This is a genomic window from Paenibacillus ginsengihumi DSM 21568 (assembly GCF_000380965.1).
Classification (GTDB): Bacteria; Bacillota; Bacilli; order Paenibacillales; family NBRC-103111; genus Paenibacillus_G; species Paenibacillus_G ginsengihumi.
In genome coordinates, this window is sequence record NZ_KB905550.1 from 125,269 (window position 1) to 144,195 (window position 18,927).

General features: G+C 60.7%; 16 protein-coding genes and 1 other annotated feature. Of the genes, 5 read left to right on the forward strand and 11 right to left on the reverse strand.

Features of this window, described 5'->3' with window-relative positions; translation table 11 throughout:
* Positions 1–39 precede the first annotated feature (39 nt).
* A complete protein-coding gene (gene pyrE / locus F591_RS0102995) occupies positions 40–696 on the forward strand; it encodes an orotate phosphoribosyltransferase (protein ID WP_019533103.1) in 657 nt (218 codons plus the stop codon).
* A 266-nt stretch (positions 697–962) separates the two neighbouring features.
* Here the strand turns inward: pyrE and F591_RS0103000 are convergent, their stop codons facing one another.
* The 3 genes from F591_RS0103000 to F591_RS0103010 are packed head-to-tail and all read right to left on the reverse strand — an operon-like array spanning position 963 to position 4,110.
* The gene (locus F591_RS0103000) at positions 963–2,225 is read right to left on the reverse strand and encodes an ornithine--oxo-acid transaminase (RefSeq protein ID WP_019533104.1); all 1,263 of its coding nucleotides are present in this window, start codon (positions 2,223–2,225) and stop codon (positions 963–965) included.
* 16 nt (positions 2,226–2,241) lie between these two features.
* Positions 2,242–3,144, reverse strand: a complete 903-nt coding sequence (gene rocF / locus F591_RS0103005; protein WP_019533105.1) for an arginase — start codon at positions 3,142–3,144, stop codon at positions 2,242–2,244.
* Between the two features lie 36 nt (positions 3,145–3,180).
* The gene (locus tag F591_RS0103010) at positions 3,181–4,110 is read right to left on the reverse strand and encodes a proline dehydrogenase family protein (RefSeq protein WP_019533106.1); all 930 of its coding nucleotides are present in this window, start codon (positions 4,108–4,110) and stop codon (positions 3,181–3,183) included.
* Between the two features lie 174 nt (positions 4,111–4,284).
* Here F591_RS0103010 and pruA point away from each other — a divergent pair, with 174 nt between their 5' ends.
* Positions 4,285–5,835, forward strand: coding sequence for an L-glutamate gamma-semialdehyde dehydrogenase (pruA, locus tag F591_RS0103015; protein ID WP_019533107.1), 1,551 nt, complete (start codon positions 4,285–4,287; stop codon positions 5,833–5,835).
* Between the two features lie 388 nt (positions 5,836–6,223).
* On the forward strand, positions 6,224–6,802 hold the full coding sequence (locus F591_RS0103025) for a hypothetical protein (RefSeq protein WP_019533108.1): 579 nt from the start codon (positions 6,224–6,226) through the stop codon (positions 6,800–6,802).
* A gap of 93 nt (positions 6,803–6,895) precedes the next feature.
* Here F591_RS0103025 and mtnB read toward each other — a convergent pair whose 3' ends face one another.
* The 6 genes from mtnB to proB form a co-directional block, all read right to left on the reverse strand.
* A complete protein-coding gene (gene mtnB / locus F591_RS0103030; RefSeq protein ID WP_019533109.1) occupies positions 6,896–7,540 on the reverse strand; it encodes a methylthioribulose 1-phosphate dehydratase in 645 nt (214 codons plus the stop codon).
* Positions 7,541–7,846: 306 nt separating this feature from the next.
* Positions 7,847–8,509: a 2-hydroxy-3-keto-5-methylthiopentenyl-1-phosphate phosphatase gene (locus F591_RS0103035; protein ID WP_019533110.1), complete on the reverse strand. Its 663-nt coding sequence runs from the start codon at positions 8,507–8,509 to the stop codon at positions 7,847–7,849.
* Positions 8,506–9,804 (reverse strand): 2,3-diketo-5-methylthiopentyl-1-phosphate enolase, encoded by a 1,299-nt coding sequence (locus F591_RS0103040; protein ID WP_026326335.1) that lies wholly within the window; start codon positions 9,802–9,804, stop codon positions 8,506–8,508. Before F591_RS0103040 ends, F591_RS0103035 begins: the two co-directional genes overlap by 4 nt.
* 80 nt (positions 9,805–9,884) lie before the next feature.
* Complete coding sequence (gene proC / locus F591_RS0103045) at positions 9,885–10,763, reverse strand: pyrroline-5-carboxylate reductase (RefSeq protein ID WP_019533112.1); 879 nt, start codon at positions 10,761–10,763, stop codon at positions 9,885–9,887.
* Positions 10,764–10,827: 64 nt separating this feature from the next.
* A complete protein-coding gene (locus tag F591_RS0103050; protein WP_019533113.1) occupies positions 10,828–12,102 on the reverse strand; it encodes a glutamate-5-semialdehyde dehydrogenase in 1,275 nt (424 codons plus the stop codon).
* A 59-nt stretch (positions 12,103–12,161) separates the two neighbouring features.
* On the reverse strand, positions 12,162–13,289 hold the full coding sequence (gene proB / locus F591_RS0103055; protein WP_019533114.1) for a glutamate 5-kinase: 1,128 nt from the start codon (positions 13,287–13,289) through the stop codon (positions 12,162–12,164).
* A gap of 99 nt (positions 13,290–13,388) precedes the next feature.
* Positions 13,389–13,612: a binding site (T-box leader), on the reverse strand.
* A gap of 163 nt (positions 13,613–13,775) precedes the next feature.
* Between proB and F591_RS0103060 the strand changes: the two genes are divergently transcribed.
* Positions 13,776–14,336, forward strand: a complete 561-nt coding sequence (locus F591_RS0103060) for a DUF3231 family protein (RefSeq protein ID WP_019533115.1) — start codon at positions 13,776–13,778, stop codon at positions 14,334–14,336.
* 354 nt (positions 14,337–14,690) lie between these two features.
* On the opposite strand, the gene F591_RS0103065 is transcribed toward F591_RS0103060, so the two are convergent.
* Entirely contained in the window at positions 14,691–15,893 is a 1,203-nt protein-coding gene (locus F591_RS0103065) for a pyridoxal phosphate-dependent aminotransferase (protein ID WP_019533116.1), read from the reverse strand.
* A gap of 925 nt (positions 15,894–16,818) precedes the next feature.
* On the opposite strand from F591_RS0103065, the gene F591_RS0103075 reads away from it, so the two are divergent.
* Positions 16,819–17,616 carry a carbon-nitrogen family hydrolase gene (locus F591_RS0103075; protein WP_019533118.1) on the forward strand — a complete coding sequence of 266 codons (798 nt, stop codon included), beginning with the start codon at positions 16,819–16,821 and terminating at the stop codon, positions 17,614–17,616.
* A gap of 127 nt (positions 17,617–17,743) precedes the next feature.
* Here the strand turns inward: F591_RS0103075 and F591_RS0103080 are convergent, their stop codons facing one another.
* Positions 17,744–18,718 (reverse strand): LysR family transcriptional regulator, encoded by a 975-nt coding sequence (locus tag F591_RS0103080; protein WP_019533119.1) that lies wholly within the window; start codon positions 18,716–18,718, stop codon positions 17,744–17,746.
* Positions 18,719–18,927 lie beyond the last annotated feature (209 nt).

Below are 18,927 nucleotides of genomic sequence, written 5' to 3' on the forward strand. Positions count from 1 at the left end.
ACTACGACCCATCGAACGAGAAAAGGAGCGGATTCGCACATGACAGCCAAAACGATTACGATCAGCCCCCAGCTTGCCGACAGCATTGCGCTGGCTTTGCTGCAGATCGGGGCGATTGCCCTGCGGCCGCAGGAGCCTTTCACCTGGACGTCGGGCCTGAAGGCGCCCATTTATTGCGACAACCGGCTGACGATCTCCTACCCGGCTACGCGGGAGCTCATCGCCGACGCCTTCGTATCGATTATCCGCGAGCACTATCCCGATGCGGAAGTCATTGCAGGAGCGGCGACGGGGGGCATCCCGCATGCCGCATGGGTAGCGCAGAAGCTGAATTTGCCGATGATTTACGTCCGCGACAAGGCTAAAGGACACGGCAAGCAAAACATGATCGAGGGCGTGCTGAAGCCCGGTCAAAAGACGATCGTGATCGAAGACCTCATCTCGACCGGCGGCAGCTCGCTCAAGGTAGCGCAGGCGGTGCAGGCCGCGGGAGCGGAGGCGCTGGGCGTGCTCGGCATCTTCTCCTATCAGTTCGAGAAAGCGAAGCAGGCGTTCGAGGAGGCCGGCATTCCGTTCGAGACGCTGACGAACTATTCGACGCTACTCGCCGTCGCGCTGCGCGAAGGCAGCATCCGCGAGCAGGACATGGCAGTGCTGAAAGCATGGCGTGAAAATCCGGCAGAGTACGGCAAGTAAGCAGCCGGCTCCGCGGGCGCTCCGTAAGCGTCTGAAGGTTAGCGAAAATAGAAAGAAAATAGAAAGCAGCTTCCGCCAGGGGAGGCTGCTTTTTGCTTAACGTTACGGAAAGTTTAACTTTGCTAAACCGATAAAGCGAAGTGCGGCTTTCTGTACCAAGAAAAACGACCGCTTAAGCCGCAGTCGCTCAACGAATTCGGCCAAAATGCGCCTTGCCCATTCGTCGAGCTCCTCGTACCATGAATTGACGTCGATCGACGTTTTTCTTATAACCTGGCTTCCCCTGTCCCGCCTTCTTTCCCCTTCGCACCGCTCGCTGCTTCCGGAGCAGGCAGGTCCGCGCCCAGCACCGAGCGAATGCGCTCGAACGCCCAATCCAGCTCCTCCTGAGCGATGACGAGCGGCGGCGCGAGCCGGATGACGTTCTCATGGGTTTCCTTGCAGAGCAGCCCGGCCTCCATCAGCTTCTCGCAATAAGGTCTGGCGGCTTCGGTCAGCTCGATGCCGATCAGCAGGCCGCGGCCGCGAATGTCGCGAATGCGGGGACCGCGGATCGTCCGCAGCCGCTGAAGCCACGCCTTGCCGAGCGCTTGCGCGCGTTCGGCCAGCTTCTCCTCCTGGATCACCCGCAGCGAAGCGACGGCGACGGCGCAGCCGAGCGGATTGCCGCCGAAGGTCGAGCCGTGCGACCCGGACTCGAACAGCGACAGCACTTGCCGCTCCGCGGCGACGGCCGATACGGGGAAGACGCCGCCGCCAAGCGCTTTGCCCACGATGTACATATCGGGGACTACCTGCTCCTCGTCGCAGGCGAAGCGCCGTCCCGTCCGTCCGAAGCCGGTCTGAATTTCGTCGGCGATCACTAGCACGTTATGCTTCCGGCACAGCGCCGCCGCCTCGCGGAGATAACCGGGCGGGGGCAGGACGACGCCGGCTTCGCCCTGAATCGGCTCGACGAGGAAGGCAGCCGTATTCGCGGCGATCGCTCGCTCCAGCGACTCGAGGCAGCCGTAAGGCACGAGGCGAAAGCCGGGGGTAAACGGCCCGAAGTCGCGCTTATACTCCTCGTTTGAGGAGAAGGAGGTGACCGTTACGGTGCGGCCGTGAAAATTGCCTTCGCAGACGATGATCTCCGCCGTCTCCGGCGGCACGCCCTTCACCCGGTAAGCCCAGCGCCGGGCGGCCTTGATCGCCGTCTCCACCGCCTCGGCGCCGGTATTCATCGGCAGAATCATCGGCTTGCCGGTATACGCGGCCAGCAGCTCGTAAAATTCCGCCAGTCTGTCGTTGTGAAAAGCGCGCGAGGACAGCGTAAGCCGCTCCGCCTGCTCCTTGAGCGCAGCGACGATGCGCGGATGGCGGTGCCCCTGATTCAGGGCGGAATAAGCGCTCAGCATATCGAGATAGCGCCTGCCGTCGGCATCCTCCACCCATACCCCCTCGCCCTTGACCAGCACGACGGGGAGCGGCCGGTAATTGCCCGCCCCGTAACGTTCGGTCCGGTGAATCCACTCGCTGGAAGCATCCATGATGCCGAGCCTCCTCTCATAAAATGGTTTTGCCCAGCAGCGAAGCGATCAGCTCCGCCGCGAGCCGCGCCGTTCTGCGGCTCGAGTCGAGGGCGGGGTTCACCTCGACAAATTCGGCCGAAGCGACGAGGCCCGAGGCGCGCAAAAGCTCAAGCGCCAAATGAGCCTCCCGGTAGGTAAGCCCCCCTCTGACGGGCGTGCCGGTTCCCGGCGCTTCCAGCGGATCGACGCAGTCGATATCGAAGCTGACGTGTACTCCGTCCGTTCCGTTCCCTGCGATGCGGATCGCTTCATCCATGACCCGGGCCATTCCGAGCCGATCGATATCATGCATCGTGTAGCAGGCGATTCCGGCGCTTCGGATATATGCTTTCTCTCCTGCGTCCAGGCTGCGGGCGCCGACGATCACAGTGCGTTCGGCCGTTACTTTCGGCTGGAAGCCTGCGATCCCGGTCAGCCGGGCTGCTCCCTGGCCCAGATGGACGGCAAGCGCCATGCCGTGAATGTTGCCGCTCGGGCTCGTGCTCTCCGTGTTCAGGTCGCCGTGGGCGTCGAACCAGATGAGCCCGAGCTTCCGGCCACTGCGGGCAAGCCCTGCCAGCGTGCCGATCGAGATGCTGTGGTCGCCGCCCACGATCAGCGGAAAATCGCCTCTGCCGGCGATCGCGGCCGTCTCGGCAGCAAGCGCGGAGGCGCACGCCTCCACCTCCGCCAGATGGCGGAGCGGGCTCTCGCGCTCCGTTTCGGCCCTGGATGCGGGCACGGTCAGCTCCGTCATCGTCCAGTCGAGCCCGATCTCCTCCATCATCTGGTCGAGGCCGGACTTCCAGATCGCTTCAGGCCCCCGTTCGGTTCCGGGGCGGCCGGCGCCCAGGCCGAACGGGACGCGCAGCACATGTATTCGCTTGTCTTGACGCATGCTTTGTTCGCTCCTTTCCGCGAGAGGATTTCCGAATTATCCTCTCATCCCGTTTTTCAGGACAAACCAAAGATTGGCAGGACGCTCGGCCAGTCTGCGGACGAAATAAGGGTACCATCGTTCGCCGAAGGGGACGTAGCAGCGCACCCGGTAGCCAAGCCGGGCCAACGATTGCTGCAGGGGCGTGCGAATGCCGTAAAGCATCTGAAATTCGAAGCGGTCTGAGGCAATGCCGCGGCGTTTGGCGTATTCGCAGGTCCAGTCGATGATTGCATCGTCATGCGTAGCAACGGCCGTATAGACGCCCGAATCGAGGCGCATCCGGATAAGCCGCCGCAAGCTTTCGTTCACGTCGGACATTGCCGGATAGGCGAGGGCGGCTGGCTCTTTGTAGGCGCCTTTCACCAGGCGCAGATTGATGCCCGCTTCGGTCAGCGACATGACATCGGCCTCGCTCCGCCGCAGATAGGCCTGGATGACGGCGCCGACATTGGCGAGCCCTTCCGCATGCAACTGCCGGACGAGGCGTATCGTGGCGTCCGTGTAGGGGGTGTTCTCCATATCGATGCGGACGAACAGGCCGCGCCGCTTGCCCTCCTGAACGATGCAGCGGATGTTGTTCAAAGCCAGCTCCTCGCGGATCGCCAGGCCCATTTGGCTCGGCTTCAGCGATACGTTGGCGTCCAGGCGCCGCTCGTCGATCGCCGCGAGCAGCCCAATGTACGCCTGGCGGGATTCCTCGGCACGATCCGGCTCGAGCACGCTTTCGCCGAGATAATCGAGCGTGGCGGCGATGCCCTGTCCGTTGAGGCGCGCGACCTGCTCCAGCGCTTCCGCGGCCGTCGTTCCGGCAATAAAGCGGTCCGCCCCGAGCTTCGGCCCGTATTTGACGGCCCACGCCTCCAGGGATGGCCGATTCGCCACGGCAAGCAGCGCCGTCCGGAACAGGCGGGTGCTCCAATCCATCGTCATCACCTTCTTTTTTTCTCGTGCCTCATGAGAACTTCAGGTTATCATTATATTCCGCTGTCCGTACGGATGACCTACCCGCAGCCGAAATCATGCCGCCCCGATGCTGCGCATACTTTAGGGTATAAGACGAAAGCTGCCGGGCTGGCCGGCCAGGAGGGGAAGAGGAGCATGATGGAACCGTTTCGCAATGAGCCGTTCACCGATTTTTCCGTTGCCGGGAACCGCCGCTCGTTTGACGCCGCGCTGCGCGCGGTCAAGGGTGAGCTCGGGCAATGCTACGAGCCGCTCGTCGGGGGAAAGCGGGTGTCGCCGCCGCCACGCTGGATCGATTCGTACTGCCCCGCCGATAAATCGCTGCTCGTCGGCAAAGTGGGCGCAGCGGACGCTTCGCTTGCCGCGCAGGCGGTGCAGGCGGCGTGGGACGCTTTTCCGTCCTGGAGCGCGGTGCAGCCGGAGGCACGGGCTCGTTATTTGTATAAAGCGGCTGCGCTGCTGCGCAGGCGAAAGCATGAATTTTCCGCATGGATGGTCTGGGAAGCGGGCAAAAACTGGGCGGAGGCCGATGCGGATACCGCCGAGGCGATCGATTTCCTGGAATTCTACGCCCGCGAGATGGAACGGCTGGCGGCGCCGCAGCCTCTGAATCGGACGCGGGGGGAGGACAACGAGCTGTACTACGTTCCGCTCGGCGTCGGCGTCGTGATCCCGCCGTGGAATTTTCCGCTGGCGATTGTGGCCGGGATGACCTGCGCGGCGCTGGTCGCCGGCAATACGGTCGTGCTCAAGCCGTCGAGCTTGACGCCGGTCGTCGCCGCCCGCTTCGTCCGGCTGCTGCAGGAGGCGGGGCTGCCCGACGGCGTGCTGCAATTCGTTCCGGGGAACGGGAGCGAGGTGGGCGATACGCTTGTCGGCCATCCGCTGACCCGCTTCGTCAGCTTTACCGGCTCGCGGGAGGTCGGCCTGCATATTAACGAGCTGGCAGCCAGAATCGCGCCGGGACAGCGGTGGATCAAGCGCGTTATTGCGGAGATGGGCGGCAAGGACGCCATCGTTGTGGACCGCAGCGCGGATCTGGAGCTTGCCGCGGACGGCATCGTCGCCTCCGCCTTCGGCTTCGCCGGACAAAAATGCTCCGCCTGCTCGCGGGCGATCGTCCATAGGGACGTCTACGACGAGGTACTGAAGCTGACGGCGGAGCGGGCCGAGCGGCTGGCGGTCGGCCATCCGGCCGATCCGGCAAGCTTCGTGGGCCCTGTCATCGACGCGAAAGCCTATCGCCGCATTCTCCGGTACATCGAGACGGGCAAGAGCGAGGGGAGGCTAGTGTGCGGCGGCGATGCGGGCGACCCGGCGGGGTATTATATTCGCCCGACGATTTTCGCCGATGTGGACAGCAAGGCGCGCATCGCCCAGGAGGAAATTTTCGGACCGGTGGTCGCTTTTATGCGGGCGAACGACTTCGCGCAGGCGCTGGAGCTTGCCAACGACACGGACTACGGCTTGACCGGCGCCGTCTATTCGCGGGACCGCACGCATCTGGAGCGGGCGCGGGAAGCTTTCCACGTCGGCAACCTGTATTTCAACCGCAAGTGCACGGGCGCGCTCGTCGGCGTTCACCCGTTCGGCGGGTTCAACATGTCGGGGACGGATTCCAAGGCGGGCGGGCGCGATTATTTGCTGCTGCTGACCCAGGCGAAGCTCGTGTCGGAGAAGTGGTGAGCAGGGGCGTTGACCTCGGGTCGATGAGACGGTTCGCTCCCCGATCGCCAGGTTGTACGCCCCGCCACAGGCACACCCGGGCACATAAGACGACAAATCCTGCAAAAAATGCAACATTATCCGCACTCTGCGCCCAGGGGGAAGGGCAATGCTGTATGTTGTGCAACAATTTGGGCTAGAATGGCTTCTAACCCGGGAACATCGCCCAAAATGTTATACTTTCTGCAACATTGAGCCGCTAATGTGGTTGATTGCTCCGTTTATTGAGTACAAAATACAACATTTTCCCGCTTTCTAGCAAATTTGGCGGCACCGCATAAAAAATAATAGGCACATCCCCTCATTTTGTGGTAATATGTAGCAATATGCGATTTGAGGGGGAGACGTTTTGAAAAAAATTAGAGACATTGCGGCAGGTACTTTCATTGGGGCGCTGCTGATGGCCGGCGCGACTGCGGGATATGCGGAGGTAAAGCAGTACGTGCTTACGAATGCATCCTATCCGATCTTTGTAAATGGAACGGAGTATGCCGATGCGGAACATCCGATTTTAAATTATGAGGGGAGCACCTACATTCCGTTAGCGAAACTGGGCGACATAACGGGCGTAAACTACAAGTGGAACGAGGAGCTGAAGCGGGTAGAGATCGATGTGCCTGCGGTTAAAGAGCAGCAACAGGTTTATAGCGACTATACGCAGGATGTTCCCAATTATGCGTATGTGGCAGGAATCCCCGACGGAAAGCGCATTGAGCTGTCGGACGGCATCACCGTTCTTTATAAATACGATGTAACGGATATTAAAGACTCAGGCTTGCAAAAGTATGATGCCGCGCTTGAAGCGGCAGGATACGTTTTTGAAGAGCATTCATCATCGGATCATATGCTCTTTTATTCTAAAGGGAAAACGGTAGTCGGATTATGGTTCGAGGGCTACGATTTTTATGTGATGATCACGACAGACTGACAGGATAAAACCCCCGTGGACGAAAAAATTCGTTCTGCGGGGGTTTTCTTCGTTATCGCCGTCGATTCGGCCAAAGCGCCGCAAGGCGCATGATCATTTCTTCAAAAGCTCCCAGCGGTAAACGTATTCGAACAAAAATTCGAACGCCTCCAGGTGCCGTTTCGCCTCGAACGCGTTGGCGCCCCAGGCGTAGATGCCGTGTTTGCGCAGCAAAATGCCGGGAATGCGCGGCTGAATCGCCCCCTCCACGAGCTTGGCGATGCGCGGGATGTCGGCATAGTTCGGGAGGATCGGAATGTCGATATGCGCCTCCTCTTCCCAGATGTTGAACGCCTTGATCAGCTCCACGCCGTCGACCGGCACGCTGCCGCGCTCCCAGAACAGCTCGGACACGAGATTATTGAATACGGTATGTACATGGAAAATAGCTCCGGCGCCCGTCAGGCGGTATATTTCGCAGTGAATGAGCGTTTCCGCCGACGGCTTGAGGCCCGTTGTTTCGATCGGGCGGCCGGTTCCATCAACGAGTAAATAATCAGATGGCGTATGGACCGATTTGTCCTTGCCGCTTGCTGTAATGGCAAAGGCGAATTGGGCGGGATCGAAGCCGCCGACCCGCACCGACAGGTTGCCGCTTGTGCCCGGGAACCAGCCGCGGGCCGCCAATACCGATTTGATCTCCTTCAGCTCGGCGTAAGCCTGCTGCTTATCCTCCAAACGAAGCTCGTTAAAGCTCACGATGTTTTCATCTCCTACTTTGTGAAGTTTGCGCCGGCTGCAGCGGCATGTACGGTTGGCCGCCCTCGCGAGGCCGGCCGGTTGCCGTAAAATGCCGCACGGCATTCATTCAGGCGCCGCGAGCCACTTGCCGGCCGCCGACCACCCGGACGCTGACTGTCGCTCACCGGATGAGGGCGGGCGAAAACGCACGCTGACTGTCGCTCACCGGATGAGGACGGGCGAAAACGCACGCTGACTGTCGCTCACCGGATGAGGACGGGCGAAAACGTACGCCGGTTGCTGGCTCCCGGATGAACGCGGGCATTAACGTACACCCGCTGCCGCCAAGCCCCGGATGACATCATGAAACGTCTCGAAGCGGTTGTAGCTCAGGCCGAGCTCCTCGCACAGCTGGACAAGATGCGAGCGGGCAAATACGACGTCGGCCAGCTTGGCCCCCTCGAAGTCGGTGACGCTGTCGCCGATCAGGATGCGCTCGTACGCCGATGGCGGGTAGCGGCGCATGATCGTCGTCTTGCACATGCCGCAATCGTTGCTGCATTCGGGGCCGCAGGCATGCGGCCATTCGATGCGAATCGTGCTGCCGCTAAAATCGCTGGCATTGCAATAAATGCGATCCTTCGGAATCGCAAATCCGGACAGCAAAGGGTATACGAAAAAGTCGATGCCCCCGCTCGTCACGAGAAATTCGATGTTCTCCCGGGCGCAGTACTCAACCAGCTCCCGGAACCCGTCGCGGATCTTCGCATTGCCGATCGCGTAATTGACGATCTCCTCGCGCCTGGAGGTCGGCAGCAGGGCGAACATGCGGCCGACGCCGTCGCGAATCGAGATTTCTTTGTCGATCACTTGGCGGATCAGCTCGTCAACTCCCGGCGGTTGAAAATGCTTCATAATGGCGACGATGTTGTCATTCACGGTGATCGTTCCGTCAAAATCGCAGAAGATGACGCGCTTCCGGCTCATTGCTTCAGCCCCCAGGCGTCGAGGGCGGCCTTCAGCTCGGGGCGTTCCGCGGCATACTCGTCCAGCCGCTCGCCGGCGAGGCAGCCGTCGATCGCCTGCCGGAAGGCGCGGCCTCCCGCGGCGGGACCCATCGGATGCCCGTGCACGCCGCCGCCCGCGTTGACGACGACGTCGCGGCCGAAATCGCGCAAAATTAGCGGCACAAGGCCCGGGTGAATGCCCGCAGACGGAACAGGGAAGCTCGCTTTCAGCGGAACCGCGCCGGAAGCGCCGGCTGCGCCGCCGCCGAAGCCGGCGAAGGTATAGGCCTGCGGATCGCTCGTCAGCAGCGCGTCCTTAATCGCCATGTTCTCGTCGCGCGGCATGACGACGGAGCCGTAAGGCGACGGGAACAGGACGAGATCTGCGCCGGCGAGCCGCATCAGCTTGCCGAGCAGGACGTTGGCCGCGATGCCGTGGTACGGGGACGGGTAGTAGGCCCCGGCCAGCGCCGGATGCGCCATGATCGGCACGGTCACGTCCGGATGGCGCGCAAGCTCGGCCAGCGCGTCGAAGCCGTAGGCCAGCACGTTGAACAGCAGGGCGTTGGCGCCGGCGCCGATCGCCTTGCGGGCCTGGTCCAGCAGGCCGAACGTCGGCCCGGTCAAATTCGTGGCGTAAAGCAGCTTTTGCCCGGTCTCCGACTCCGCCTGGCGGGCTGCCTCCAGGCACGCTTCGACGCGCTTCTCGAGCGGCGTCAGCGGATTTTCGAACAAAATTTCGTCGTCCTTGATCAGATCGACGCCGCCGGCAGCCTGAGAGTAAAACTGCTCGCGCAGCGCCGCCAGGTCGTGGCCGATAACGGATTTGAAGATGCTCATCAGCAGCGGCCGGTCGTGCACGCCGAGCAGTTGGCGCACGCCTTCCATGCCGAATTTCGGACCGGGGAAGGCGGACAGGAAGCGGTCTGAGAACGCGAGATCGACCAGCTTGATCCGCCCGTCCATCGACAGCTTGCCGAATACGGTCACCAGCAGCGCGGGGATGTCGCGGCTGAAGTTGGCGTCAGGGTAAGCGATTTTGATGTCGGCATAGCGTTCCGAGGCGGACTCGCCCGGGCCGGGCTCGTGCACATCGACCTGGACGACGCGGCCGAGATGCTTCTCCATCGCCGCCTTTTTCGCTTCGGGCAGATCAGTCCAGCTGCCGACCGTCAGGCCGACGGCGATGCCTTGTGCTTTTTTGTCAAAATCGGCTTTTTCGTCATAGCAGCGGTAAGTGGCCAGGCAGTAGCCGCCTGCTGCGTTGTTGTTCATTTCTGCATTCACCTGCTTCGTAAATGAATTGGACAAGCTGCCTCGCTGCTTCGCTGCTGCGAGGCTCGTCTGCAAGCGGATTATGGGGCCGAAGTCCGAACGGCGTCGCCAATCGCCTTGCCCAGTTCGCCGGCCCGTTCGGTGCAGCGGGCAATCGCGCTGAGCATCGCTTCACTGAACCCGTGGCGGTCAAGCGTCTCGATGGCCGCCTGCGTCGTGCCGCCCGGCGACGTTACCTGGCGCCGCAGCTCGGCCGGCGATTCGCCGGTCGACTCGACCATCCGGGCAGCCCCGAGCACGGTCTGCACCGTCAGCCGCCGTGCTTCGTCTGCGCTCAAGCCGCCGCGCAGGCCGGCTTCGATCATGGCTTCCATCATATAGTAAACGTACGCCGGCCCGCTGCCGGACACGCCTGTGACGACGTCGATCAGCGGTTCGTCGACGACGGCGGTGATGCCGATCGCCGCGAACATTTCCTGCGTAAGCTTCCGCTGCTCCTCCGTTACCGAGGGGGAGTAGCTGATGCCGGTCGCCCCGCAGCCAATCGTGCTGGAGGTGTTCGGCATCGTGCGGACGATCGCCCGGCCGCCTCCTCCAAGCAGCGCATCCATGGTCGCGATGGATACGCCGGCCAGCACGGATACGATCAATTGCTTGCAGTTCAGATACGGGCGAACGCGCTCAAAGCCCGCCTGCGCATCCTTCGGCTTGAAGGCCATGACGACGATGTCGGCTTCCGCAAGGGCGGCGTTGTTGGCCTCGGCATCCTCGCGCCAACATATGCCGTACTTGGCCTCCAGCGTTTTCAGCTTGCCGGAGTCCGACCGGTTCATTACCGTAATCCTCTCCGGCGGGCACACGGAGCCTTTCACCAGCCCGCGAATCATGGCTTCGGCCATCGATCCGGCGCCGACAAAGACGATTTTTGCTTCCGATAAAGCGGTTAAGGTACGAGACATGTTTTTACGCTCCTTAATTAAAGCATAAGATACCCGGCGAGCCGGGACGACGCGGTCGCGGTCGTCAGCCCCGGATTTGTCCGTTCCCGACGATGCGGTATTTGCTCGAGGTCAAGGCCGGCAAGCCCATCGGCCCGCGGGCGTGCAGCTTTTGCGTGCTGATGCCGATCTCCGCACCGAAGCCGAACTCGAAGCCGTCGGTAAAGCGGGTGGAGGCATTGTGGTATACGGCCGCTGCGTCCACCTCCTGCAGGAAGCGCTCGGCATGGTCTGCGTTCTCGGTAACGATGCATTCCGAATGCTTCGTGCCGTGCCTGCGAATATGCTCGAGCGCCTCGTCTATATGGCTGACGACGCGGATATTGAGAATGTAGTCGTTATATTCCGTATCCCAGTCGGCCGCCTCCGCCTTGTTCATGGAAGGAACGAGCCGGCGGGCTTCGTCGTCGCCGCGCAGCTCGACGTTCCGCTCGGTAAATGCTTGCGCAAGCGACGGCAAATGCCGCTCGGCGAACTGCTCGTGCACGAGCAACGTCTCCATCGCGTTGCAGACGGAAGGGCGCTGCACCTTGGCGTTCAGGGCGATCGCAAGCGCCATCTCGTAATCGGCGCTGTCGTCGATATAAGTATGGCAAATGCCGGCCCCGGTCTCGATGACGGGCACGGTGGCGTTCATAACGACGTTCTGAATGAGCGAAGCGCCGCCCCGCGGGATGAGAACGTCCAGCAGGCCGTTCAGCTTCAGCATTTGATCGACCGACGAACGGCTTGGATCCTGCACGAGCTGCAGCGCGTCTTGCGGCACTTCCGTTCGGCGAAGCGCCTCGTGGAGCACCTCGACGATGCGCTTGTTGGAGCTGATGGCCGATGAGCCGCCGCGCAGAACGACGGCGTTGCCGGTCTTCAGGCACAGGCCCGCCGCGTCCACCGTAACGTTGGGTCTTGCTTCGTAGATGATGCCGACGACGCCGAGCGGTACGCGCACCTGGCGGATCTTCAGACCGTTCGGGCGCTCGAATTCGGCCAGCGTTTCGCCGATCGGGTCGGGCAGCGCGACGATTTGGCGCAAGCCTTCGGCCATTGCGGCGATCCGCTCGCGGCTTAGCGATAACCGGTCGAGAAGCGACTCGCTGATGCCGTTCTTCCGGCCGCGGCTTATATCTTCGGCATTGGCAGCTACGATTGATTCATATTCGGCTTCCAAAGCATCGGCCATGCGCAGCAGCGCTTCGTTTTTCTGCTCTGTCGCCAGCCAGCCGAGACGCGGCGCCGCTTGGCGGGCCAATGACGCCTTGGCGACAACTTCGCTTGCTTCCGTCTCCTGTTTAAGCATGGACATGATCTATGACTCCTCCTCAGATTGATCAGATTGAGATGAAAATGCGCTGACCGGCGCGGTTATTGGGCCCGGTCATTCGCCGGGGCCGGACCGGCCAGCGTGATCCATTCGTCCCTGTGGATCACTTCGATACGGGCGACTTCGATGCGCTTTTGTACCTCGTCGCTGCTCAGGCCAGCCGCCGCCGTCAGCTGCCAGGCGGCATAATTGACGACGCCGCGGCCGACCAGGCTGAGCGCTTCGTCGACGACCTCGATCACGTCGCCGGGATGGAAATCGCCGTGCACTTCTGTGACCCCGGCCGGCAGCAGGCTCTTGCCGCCCACGACGAGTGCCTGCACGGCGCCGCGGTCGACGACGATGCGGCCCTGCGGCTGGGAGTGAAAGCCGAGCCATTGCTTCTTCATCGGCAAATTATGCTCGCTCGTCTCAAAATACGTGCCTTTGCCGACCCCGTCGACGGCCAGCTGCAGATCGCCGGGCTCGGCGACCCGGCCGACGAAGACGGGGACCCCGCCGCGCATGGCGATGCGGGCGGCCTCGATTTTGGAGCGCATGCCGCCGGTTCCCACCGACGAGCCGGAGCCGCCGGCGATGCGGGAAATTTCCTCCCCGATCTCCGTGACCCGGTCGATCCGGCGGGCGTCGGCGTTTTTGCGCGGATCGTCTGTATACAATCCGTCCGTATCGGTAATGATGATGAGCCGGCTGGCCCGCATCAAATTCGCCACCAGAGCCGACAGCATATCGTTGTCGCCGAATTTCAGCTCATCGACGGAGACGGTATCGTTCTCGTTGATGACGGGAAGGTAGCGGCGTTTGAGCAGCTCCTCCATCGTCATTTGGGCATTGTGGATTCGCTTGCGGTTGGCAAAGTCGGAGCGGGTGAGCAAAATTTGCCCGACGCCGATGCCGTGCGCCGCGAACGCCTCGTGGTAAGCCTGCATGAGCAGCGCCTGGCCGACCGAGGCGGAGGCCTGCTTTTCGTGCAGCGATTTCGGCCGGGTACTGTAGCCCATCTCGCGGAAGCCTGCCGCTACCGCGCCCGATGTGACCAAGATGACCGGGCCTTGCCGGTAAAGCCCGGCGATCTCGGATGCAAAGAAGGCGATCCGGCTGCGGTTGATTCCGCCTTCGTCGGAGGTTAGCGAGCTGCTGCCGATTTTAACTACGATCGTATGCTCCATCTCTTGTCACTTCTTTCCTTACGAACTCCTTGTGCGGAAGCGGGCGGGAGCCGGGACGTTCGCGGCGGCACCGGTCCGAACGCAAAAAAAGCCCCCGTCCTTAAGGACGAAAGCCTTGACTTCCGCGGTACCACCTTACTTGATGAATCGAGAAGCGATTCATCCGTCTCACGCACCCTCTTAACGGCAGGGAGGCCGTCCAACTCGTCGCTGGCCGTTCCGGGGCGGGTTCGGCAAGGCTTCGCGGTAAATTCTCGCAGCCTAAGGAATTTACTCTCTGAACGCTCCATACGCTTGCCTACTGTTCCCATCATCACGTTTGCTTTTCTTATTAGCATAGCATCGGGCCATTCGTTTGTAAAGGGCGGCTGCAGCCGCGGCTAGAGCGCCTGTCTTCCCACGGGAAAATGGATCGCGCGCGAATGAAAATGCTGACAGCGGTTCATTATAAACATAAACCAGAGACGATGGGAGCTTTAGAGACCTATGAATCTAATGGAGATTTTTACGGATGCCATAAAGCCTCTGCTGGACGGAAAGAAGCCGCCGCTGAACGTCGGGGAAGCGATGAATCTATGGTTTTATTTGCTGGCGACCGAGCAATCGATGCGCGGCGAGCAGGTGTCCTACAACACGGTTCACGACGACGAACTCAGGGCAAAGCTGAAGGACTTGATTGACAATGTGCACAAGCCCATGTATCAGGAGCTGACCGATTTTATGGCTGCCGAAGGGGTGCCGCTGCCGCAAGGAACGCCCGGCAAGCCGGTCGGCGATTTCCGCGGCATTCCGGAAGGGGGGCGTCTATCCGATGAGGAGGTGGCCAATCTGACCGTATTCAATCTGGTGCTTGGCATCAACTATGCCTGCCGCGGCATGACCGAGGCCGTCCGCCCGGACGTCGCCGCGATGTTTGCCAGGTTTATGATGAAGAAGGCCGCTTTCTCGATCACGTTCAAAGATTTGCTGACGCGAAGAGGCTGGCTCCGCACCCCACCGCCATACTTTGCGGCCAATTACGCTCCCCAGCCGCAGCCCGCACCTTGACATCGACGGCGCGCGATGCCATACGCCTTTGTTGTCGTCCTCACCCGCTGAAAAAAGGCTTTCCGACACGGATAGCCTTTTATTTACGTTGCGGAAAGTTGAACTTCGCCAAAGCGTTAAAGCGCATCTGGTAGCGTCAGCAAATGTTGTATTTTGTCCAGCAAAAACGGGGGATAAACCCTAATTGCGGCTCAATGTTGCACAACGTGCAACATTTCGGGCGATGCTTCCGGGATTGAAGCCAATCTCACCCGAATTGTTGCACAAAATGCAACATTCCCCTTCCTCTTGCACGAAAGATCCGGAAAATGTTGCATTTTTTGCAGGATTCGCTGCCTCATGTGCCCGGGCACCTCAGAACAAATTCAGCTTCGCGATGCGCTCCGCCGCTTCCGCAAGGCGCTCCTCGGCGGTCAGCAGCCCGAGCCGAACGTAGCCTTCGCCCGATTGGCCGAAGCCGTTGCCCGGGGCAACGACGATTTTGGCCTGCTCCAGCAGCAGATCGGCGAACGCTTCCGAGCTAAACCCCTTCGGCACGGGCAGCCAGGAGAAAAACGAGCCCTGGGGCTTGGCCGCCTGCCAGCCGATCCGCTCGAGCGCTGCGAACAAGGCGTCGCGGCGCGACTGGTACCGGGCGACCAGCTCGTCCACGCATTGCTGCGGACCGGTCAGCGCTTTGGCCGCGGCTTCCTGGATGCCTCCGAACAGGCTGCAGTAATAATGGTCTTGAATCAGGTTGATCATGCGCACGATCTCGCGGTTACCGAGCGCGAAGCCGACGCGCCAGCCAGCCATGTTGTACGTCTTGGAGAGCGTGTAAAACTCAACGCCGACGTCCTTGGCCCCGGGAAGCTGCAGGAAGCTGACGGGACGGCGTCCGTCGAAGCCGATCGCGCCGTAGGCGAAGTCGCTGGCCACCGCGATGCCGTATTTCGCCGCGAAGCGAATCGTCTCCTCGTAAAAGGAAGCCGGAGCGGCGGCGCCGGTCGGATTGTTCGGGTAATTGACGAACATCAGCTTGGCCTTGTTCGCATCATCCGGGGAGATGGCCGAGAAATCCGGCAAAAAGCCGTTTTGCTCCAGAAGCGGCATGAATGCCATGCGAGCGCCGGATAATGCGACACCCGACCAGTAGTCCGGATAGCCGGGGTCCGGAACAAGGCATACGTCTCCGGGATTGAGCAGGCATTGACTGATTTCCACAAGACCGGTTTTGCCTCCGAACAGGATGGCGACTTCCGTCTCGGGGTCCAGCTCAACGCCATAGTCTTCCTTGTAACGGTATGCGACCGCTTCCTTCAGGAACAAATAGCCGTTGAAGGGCGGGTAGCGATGGTACTGCGGATTTTCCGCCGCTTCCTGCAGCGCCTTGACGATGTGCGGCGGAGTCGGCTGATCCGGATTGCCCTGGCCGAGATTGATCACATCGTGCCCCGCGGCAACCTGCTCGCTTGCCTTGCGCACCAGCTTAGCGAAAAATTGCGTCGGCAGCTGCTGCAGACGGTTGGCCGGCCGAATCGAAAACGCGGAAGGCGTTTGCCGTGTCGTAGAATTCATCGTTTTCACTCCATCTATGCTTGTAGAATTGCACGAATCATGCGGTCATGTCTTCGTATGGCACTGGGCAGCAGCCGGCGAAACGGCTCCGGCTCGTCGCATACGGCCGCCGCCGCCCGCTCCAGCCAGCCGATGTCGCCGCTCTCGCTGCCGATCGCAAGCAAATGCCTCAGTAACCGAAAGCGGACGACGGATGACGAAGCATTCGCTAGCCACGAGCGTCTAATACAATAATTTATCACGAATCGCACCCGCGTGTATACCCGCCACTTCCTCTATAATCAAGATCAAGGGCCTTTGCCGCTCGGGGAAGTCTATCTTGAAAATAGCCCAAGGTACGTGGCCCATTTTCATCATCTGATGGTGCCGTGCCAGCGGCATGGGCGTCTATCTTGAAAATAGCGCGGGGCCCGCTGCCCATTTTCACCATCTGATGGTGCCGCGCCAGCGGCATGGGGGGCTATCTTGAAAATAGCGCCCGGGGCGGGCGGCCCGTTTTCATCCTTCTGATGGTGCCGTGCAAGCCGCATGGGCGTCTGATCTGCCCCTTCCTGCGCTCCCCGCCGAAGCTTCCGAAACTTAACGCAAGTGACAAACGCTATTTGACTGAATCGGACCTTTTTTAAAATGTAACGAAACGTAGTAACGCTATTTTGGCAAAAACGCGGAATCGGATAGCCCAAAATGCGGAATAAGGCTGCTCACTTGCGTTACGATTTCAAATCGGTTGTTTCGAGTGAAATAAGAATAATTCGTGCTAGCCTTTCCGCCCGCTCTTCCGAGAGCGAGAATATTCATATCGTGATATTGCAATACATGCCTTTTAATCTTTGGGCATAGGCAGTACGCGATATTTAAAGTAATATAAATGAGTCAAGAATCATCGCTCAATCACGACAGAAGATTAACTTGCGGGGTGAACGGATTGGAACAACAGAGCTGGAATGTCGCGCTGCTGCAAATGGATATTGCCGTCGGCGAGCCGGATGCGAATTTTGCGAAGCTGCAGCGGATGCTGGAAGAAGCGATGGAGCATAAGGAGAGGCCGGACGTCATTTTGCTTCCGGAGATGTGGAATACCGGCTACGCGCTGGAGCGGATTCACGAGCTGGCTGACGAGGAAGGCCGCAGAACGGAGGCGTTTCTCGGCGAATTCAGCCGCCGGCGCGGCGTCAATCTCATCGCCGGCTCGATTGCCGAGAAGCGCGCGGACGGCGTATACAACACGATACTGGCGTTCGACCGGGAAGGGCGGAAGACGGCGGATTATTCCAAAATCCACCTGTTCCGCTTGATGGATGAGGAGAAGTTTCTGAAGAGCGGGGAGCGGGCCGGGACGCTGAGCGTCGACGGCACGGATGCGGCGATGATGATATGCTACGACATTCGTTTTCCGGAGCTGGCCCGCAAGCTGGCGCTCGGCGGAGCCAAAGTGCTGTTCGTGCCCGCCGAATGGCCGCATCCGCGGCTTCATCATTGGCGCACGCTGCTGACTGCTCGGGCTATCGAAAATCAAATGTACGTCGTCGCCTGTAACCGGGTAGGCACGAGCGGCTCGACGGACTTTTTCGGCCATTCCATGGTGATCGACCCGTGGGGAGAGGTGCTGGCCGAGGGCGGCGAAAGCGAGCAGATCGTGCGGGCCCGGATCGAGCTGCCGCTAGTTTCCGAGGTGCGCGGCAAAATTCCGGTATTCGAGGACCGGCGTCCGGCGCTTTATTAGCCGGCAGGGAGGGATGCCTGCGCATTTTGGAGGCGGTCGCCGGCAATTTAGCAGCAGCCCCTGGCAATTTAGCAGCAGCGCCGGCAATGGGGAGCGGACAGCGCTGCGTTAGAGGCGGCCCCCGAAATCAGCCTGTGCCCGGAGCTGCGCCGCTAGCGGCGATAACCTCCCGGAACGTCGCAAGGAACGCTTCGACTGCCTTCGACAAGTACCGGCCTTTGCGGTAGGCGACGACCAGCGTCCGCGTCGGTCTTCCGGACAAAGGGAGGTAGACGGGGGCGAGCTCGCTCCAGGCGCCCCGCGACACCATTTGCGGTACGAAGGCGATGCCCATGCCTGCGGCGACGAGCGACTGGACGGTCTCGATGTTGCTGCTCTCGAACACGATGCGCGGGGCGAAGTCGGCTTTCCGGCACAGCTCCAGCGTAATTTGCCGAAAGCCTTGTCCCTTCTTCAAGGCGATGAACGGCTCATCCCGCAGATGCCGGAGAGCGACCGCCGACGCCTTTTGGTTCGGATAATGCCCGTCCTGCCGGGGCGAATCCGGTTCGCCGGGCCGTCGGGGGGCGCTGGCGGCAAGCGGATGCTGCGGCGGAACGGCAAGCATGATCTCTTCGTCGATAAGCGGCTCGTAGGCCAGCGCCTCGTCGGCAAGCGGCAGGGAGAGCAGGCTGATATCCGTTTGGCCGTTGGCGGTGAGCTGCTCGAGATTGCTTGTCGTCTCCTCGACCAGCACGATCTCGATTTCCGGATAGCGCGCCTGGAACACCGGCAGCACGCGCGGCAGCATGTGCGCGCCGGTGATCGGCAGGCTGCCGATGACGAGCCGGCCTTTGCGCATTTGCGAGATGTCCTCCATTTCCTGCTTCAGCTGCTCGACCATGTCGAGTATTTTTTGCGCTTTCTCCATAAACAGCGAGCCGGCATGCGTAACCTCCACCGAGCTCGTCGTCCGTTGGAACAGCAGAACGCCGAGCTCCTTCTCCAGCTTGGCCAGCTGCTGGCTGAGCGAGGGCTGGGCGATGTGCAGCTTTTCGGCGGCGCGGGAAAAATTTTTTTCGACGGCGATCTGCAATGCATATTGAAGTTGCCTAAGCTCCATCAGATGAGCTCCTTTCCGTATCTTGCCGCAATGGCAGTCTGCTCCAGTCTTGTCGCAATGGCAGTCTGCTCCAGCGCATGAAGAGCGGGCGGCCCCTGCACTCGGGGAGTGCGTATTTATATTTGAATCCTATCAAGCTTATAGATATTATATCTTGGAACAATGAATAAAGAAATGCTAGTATTATTGACATAACTAATGCTTATGCA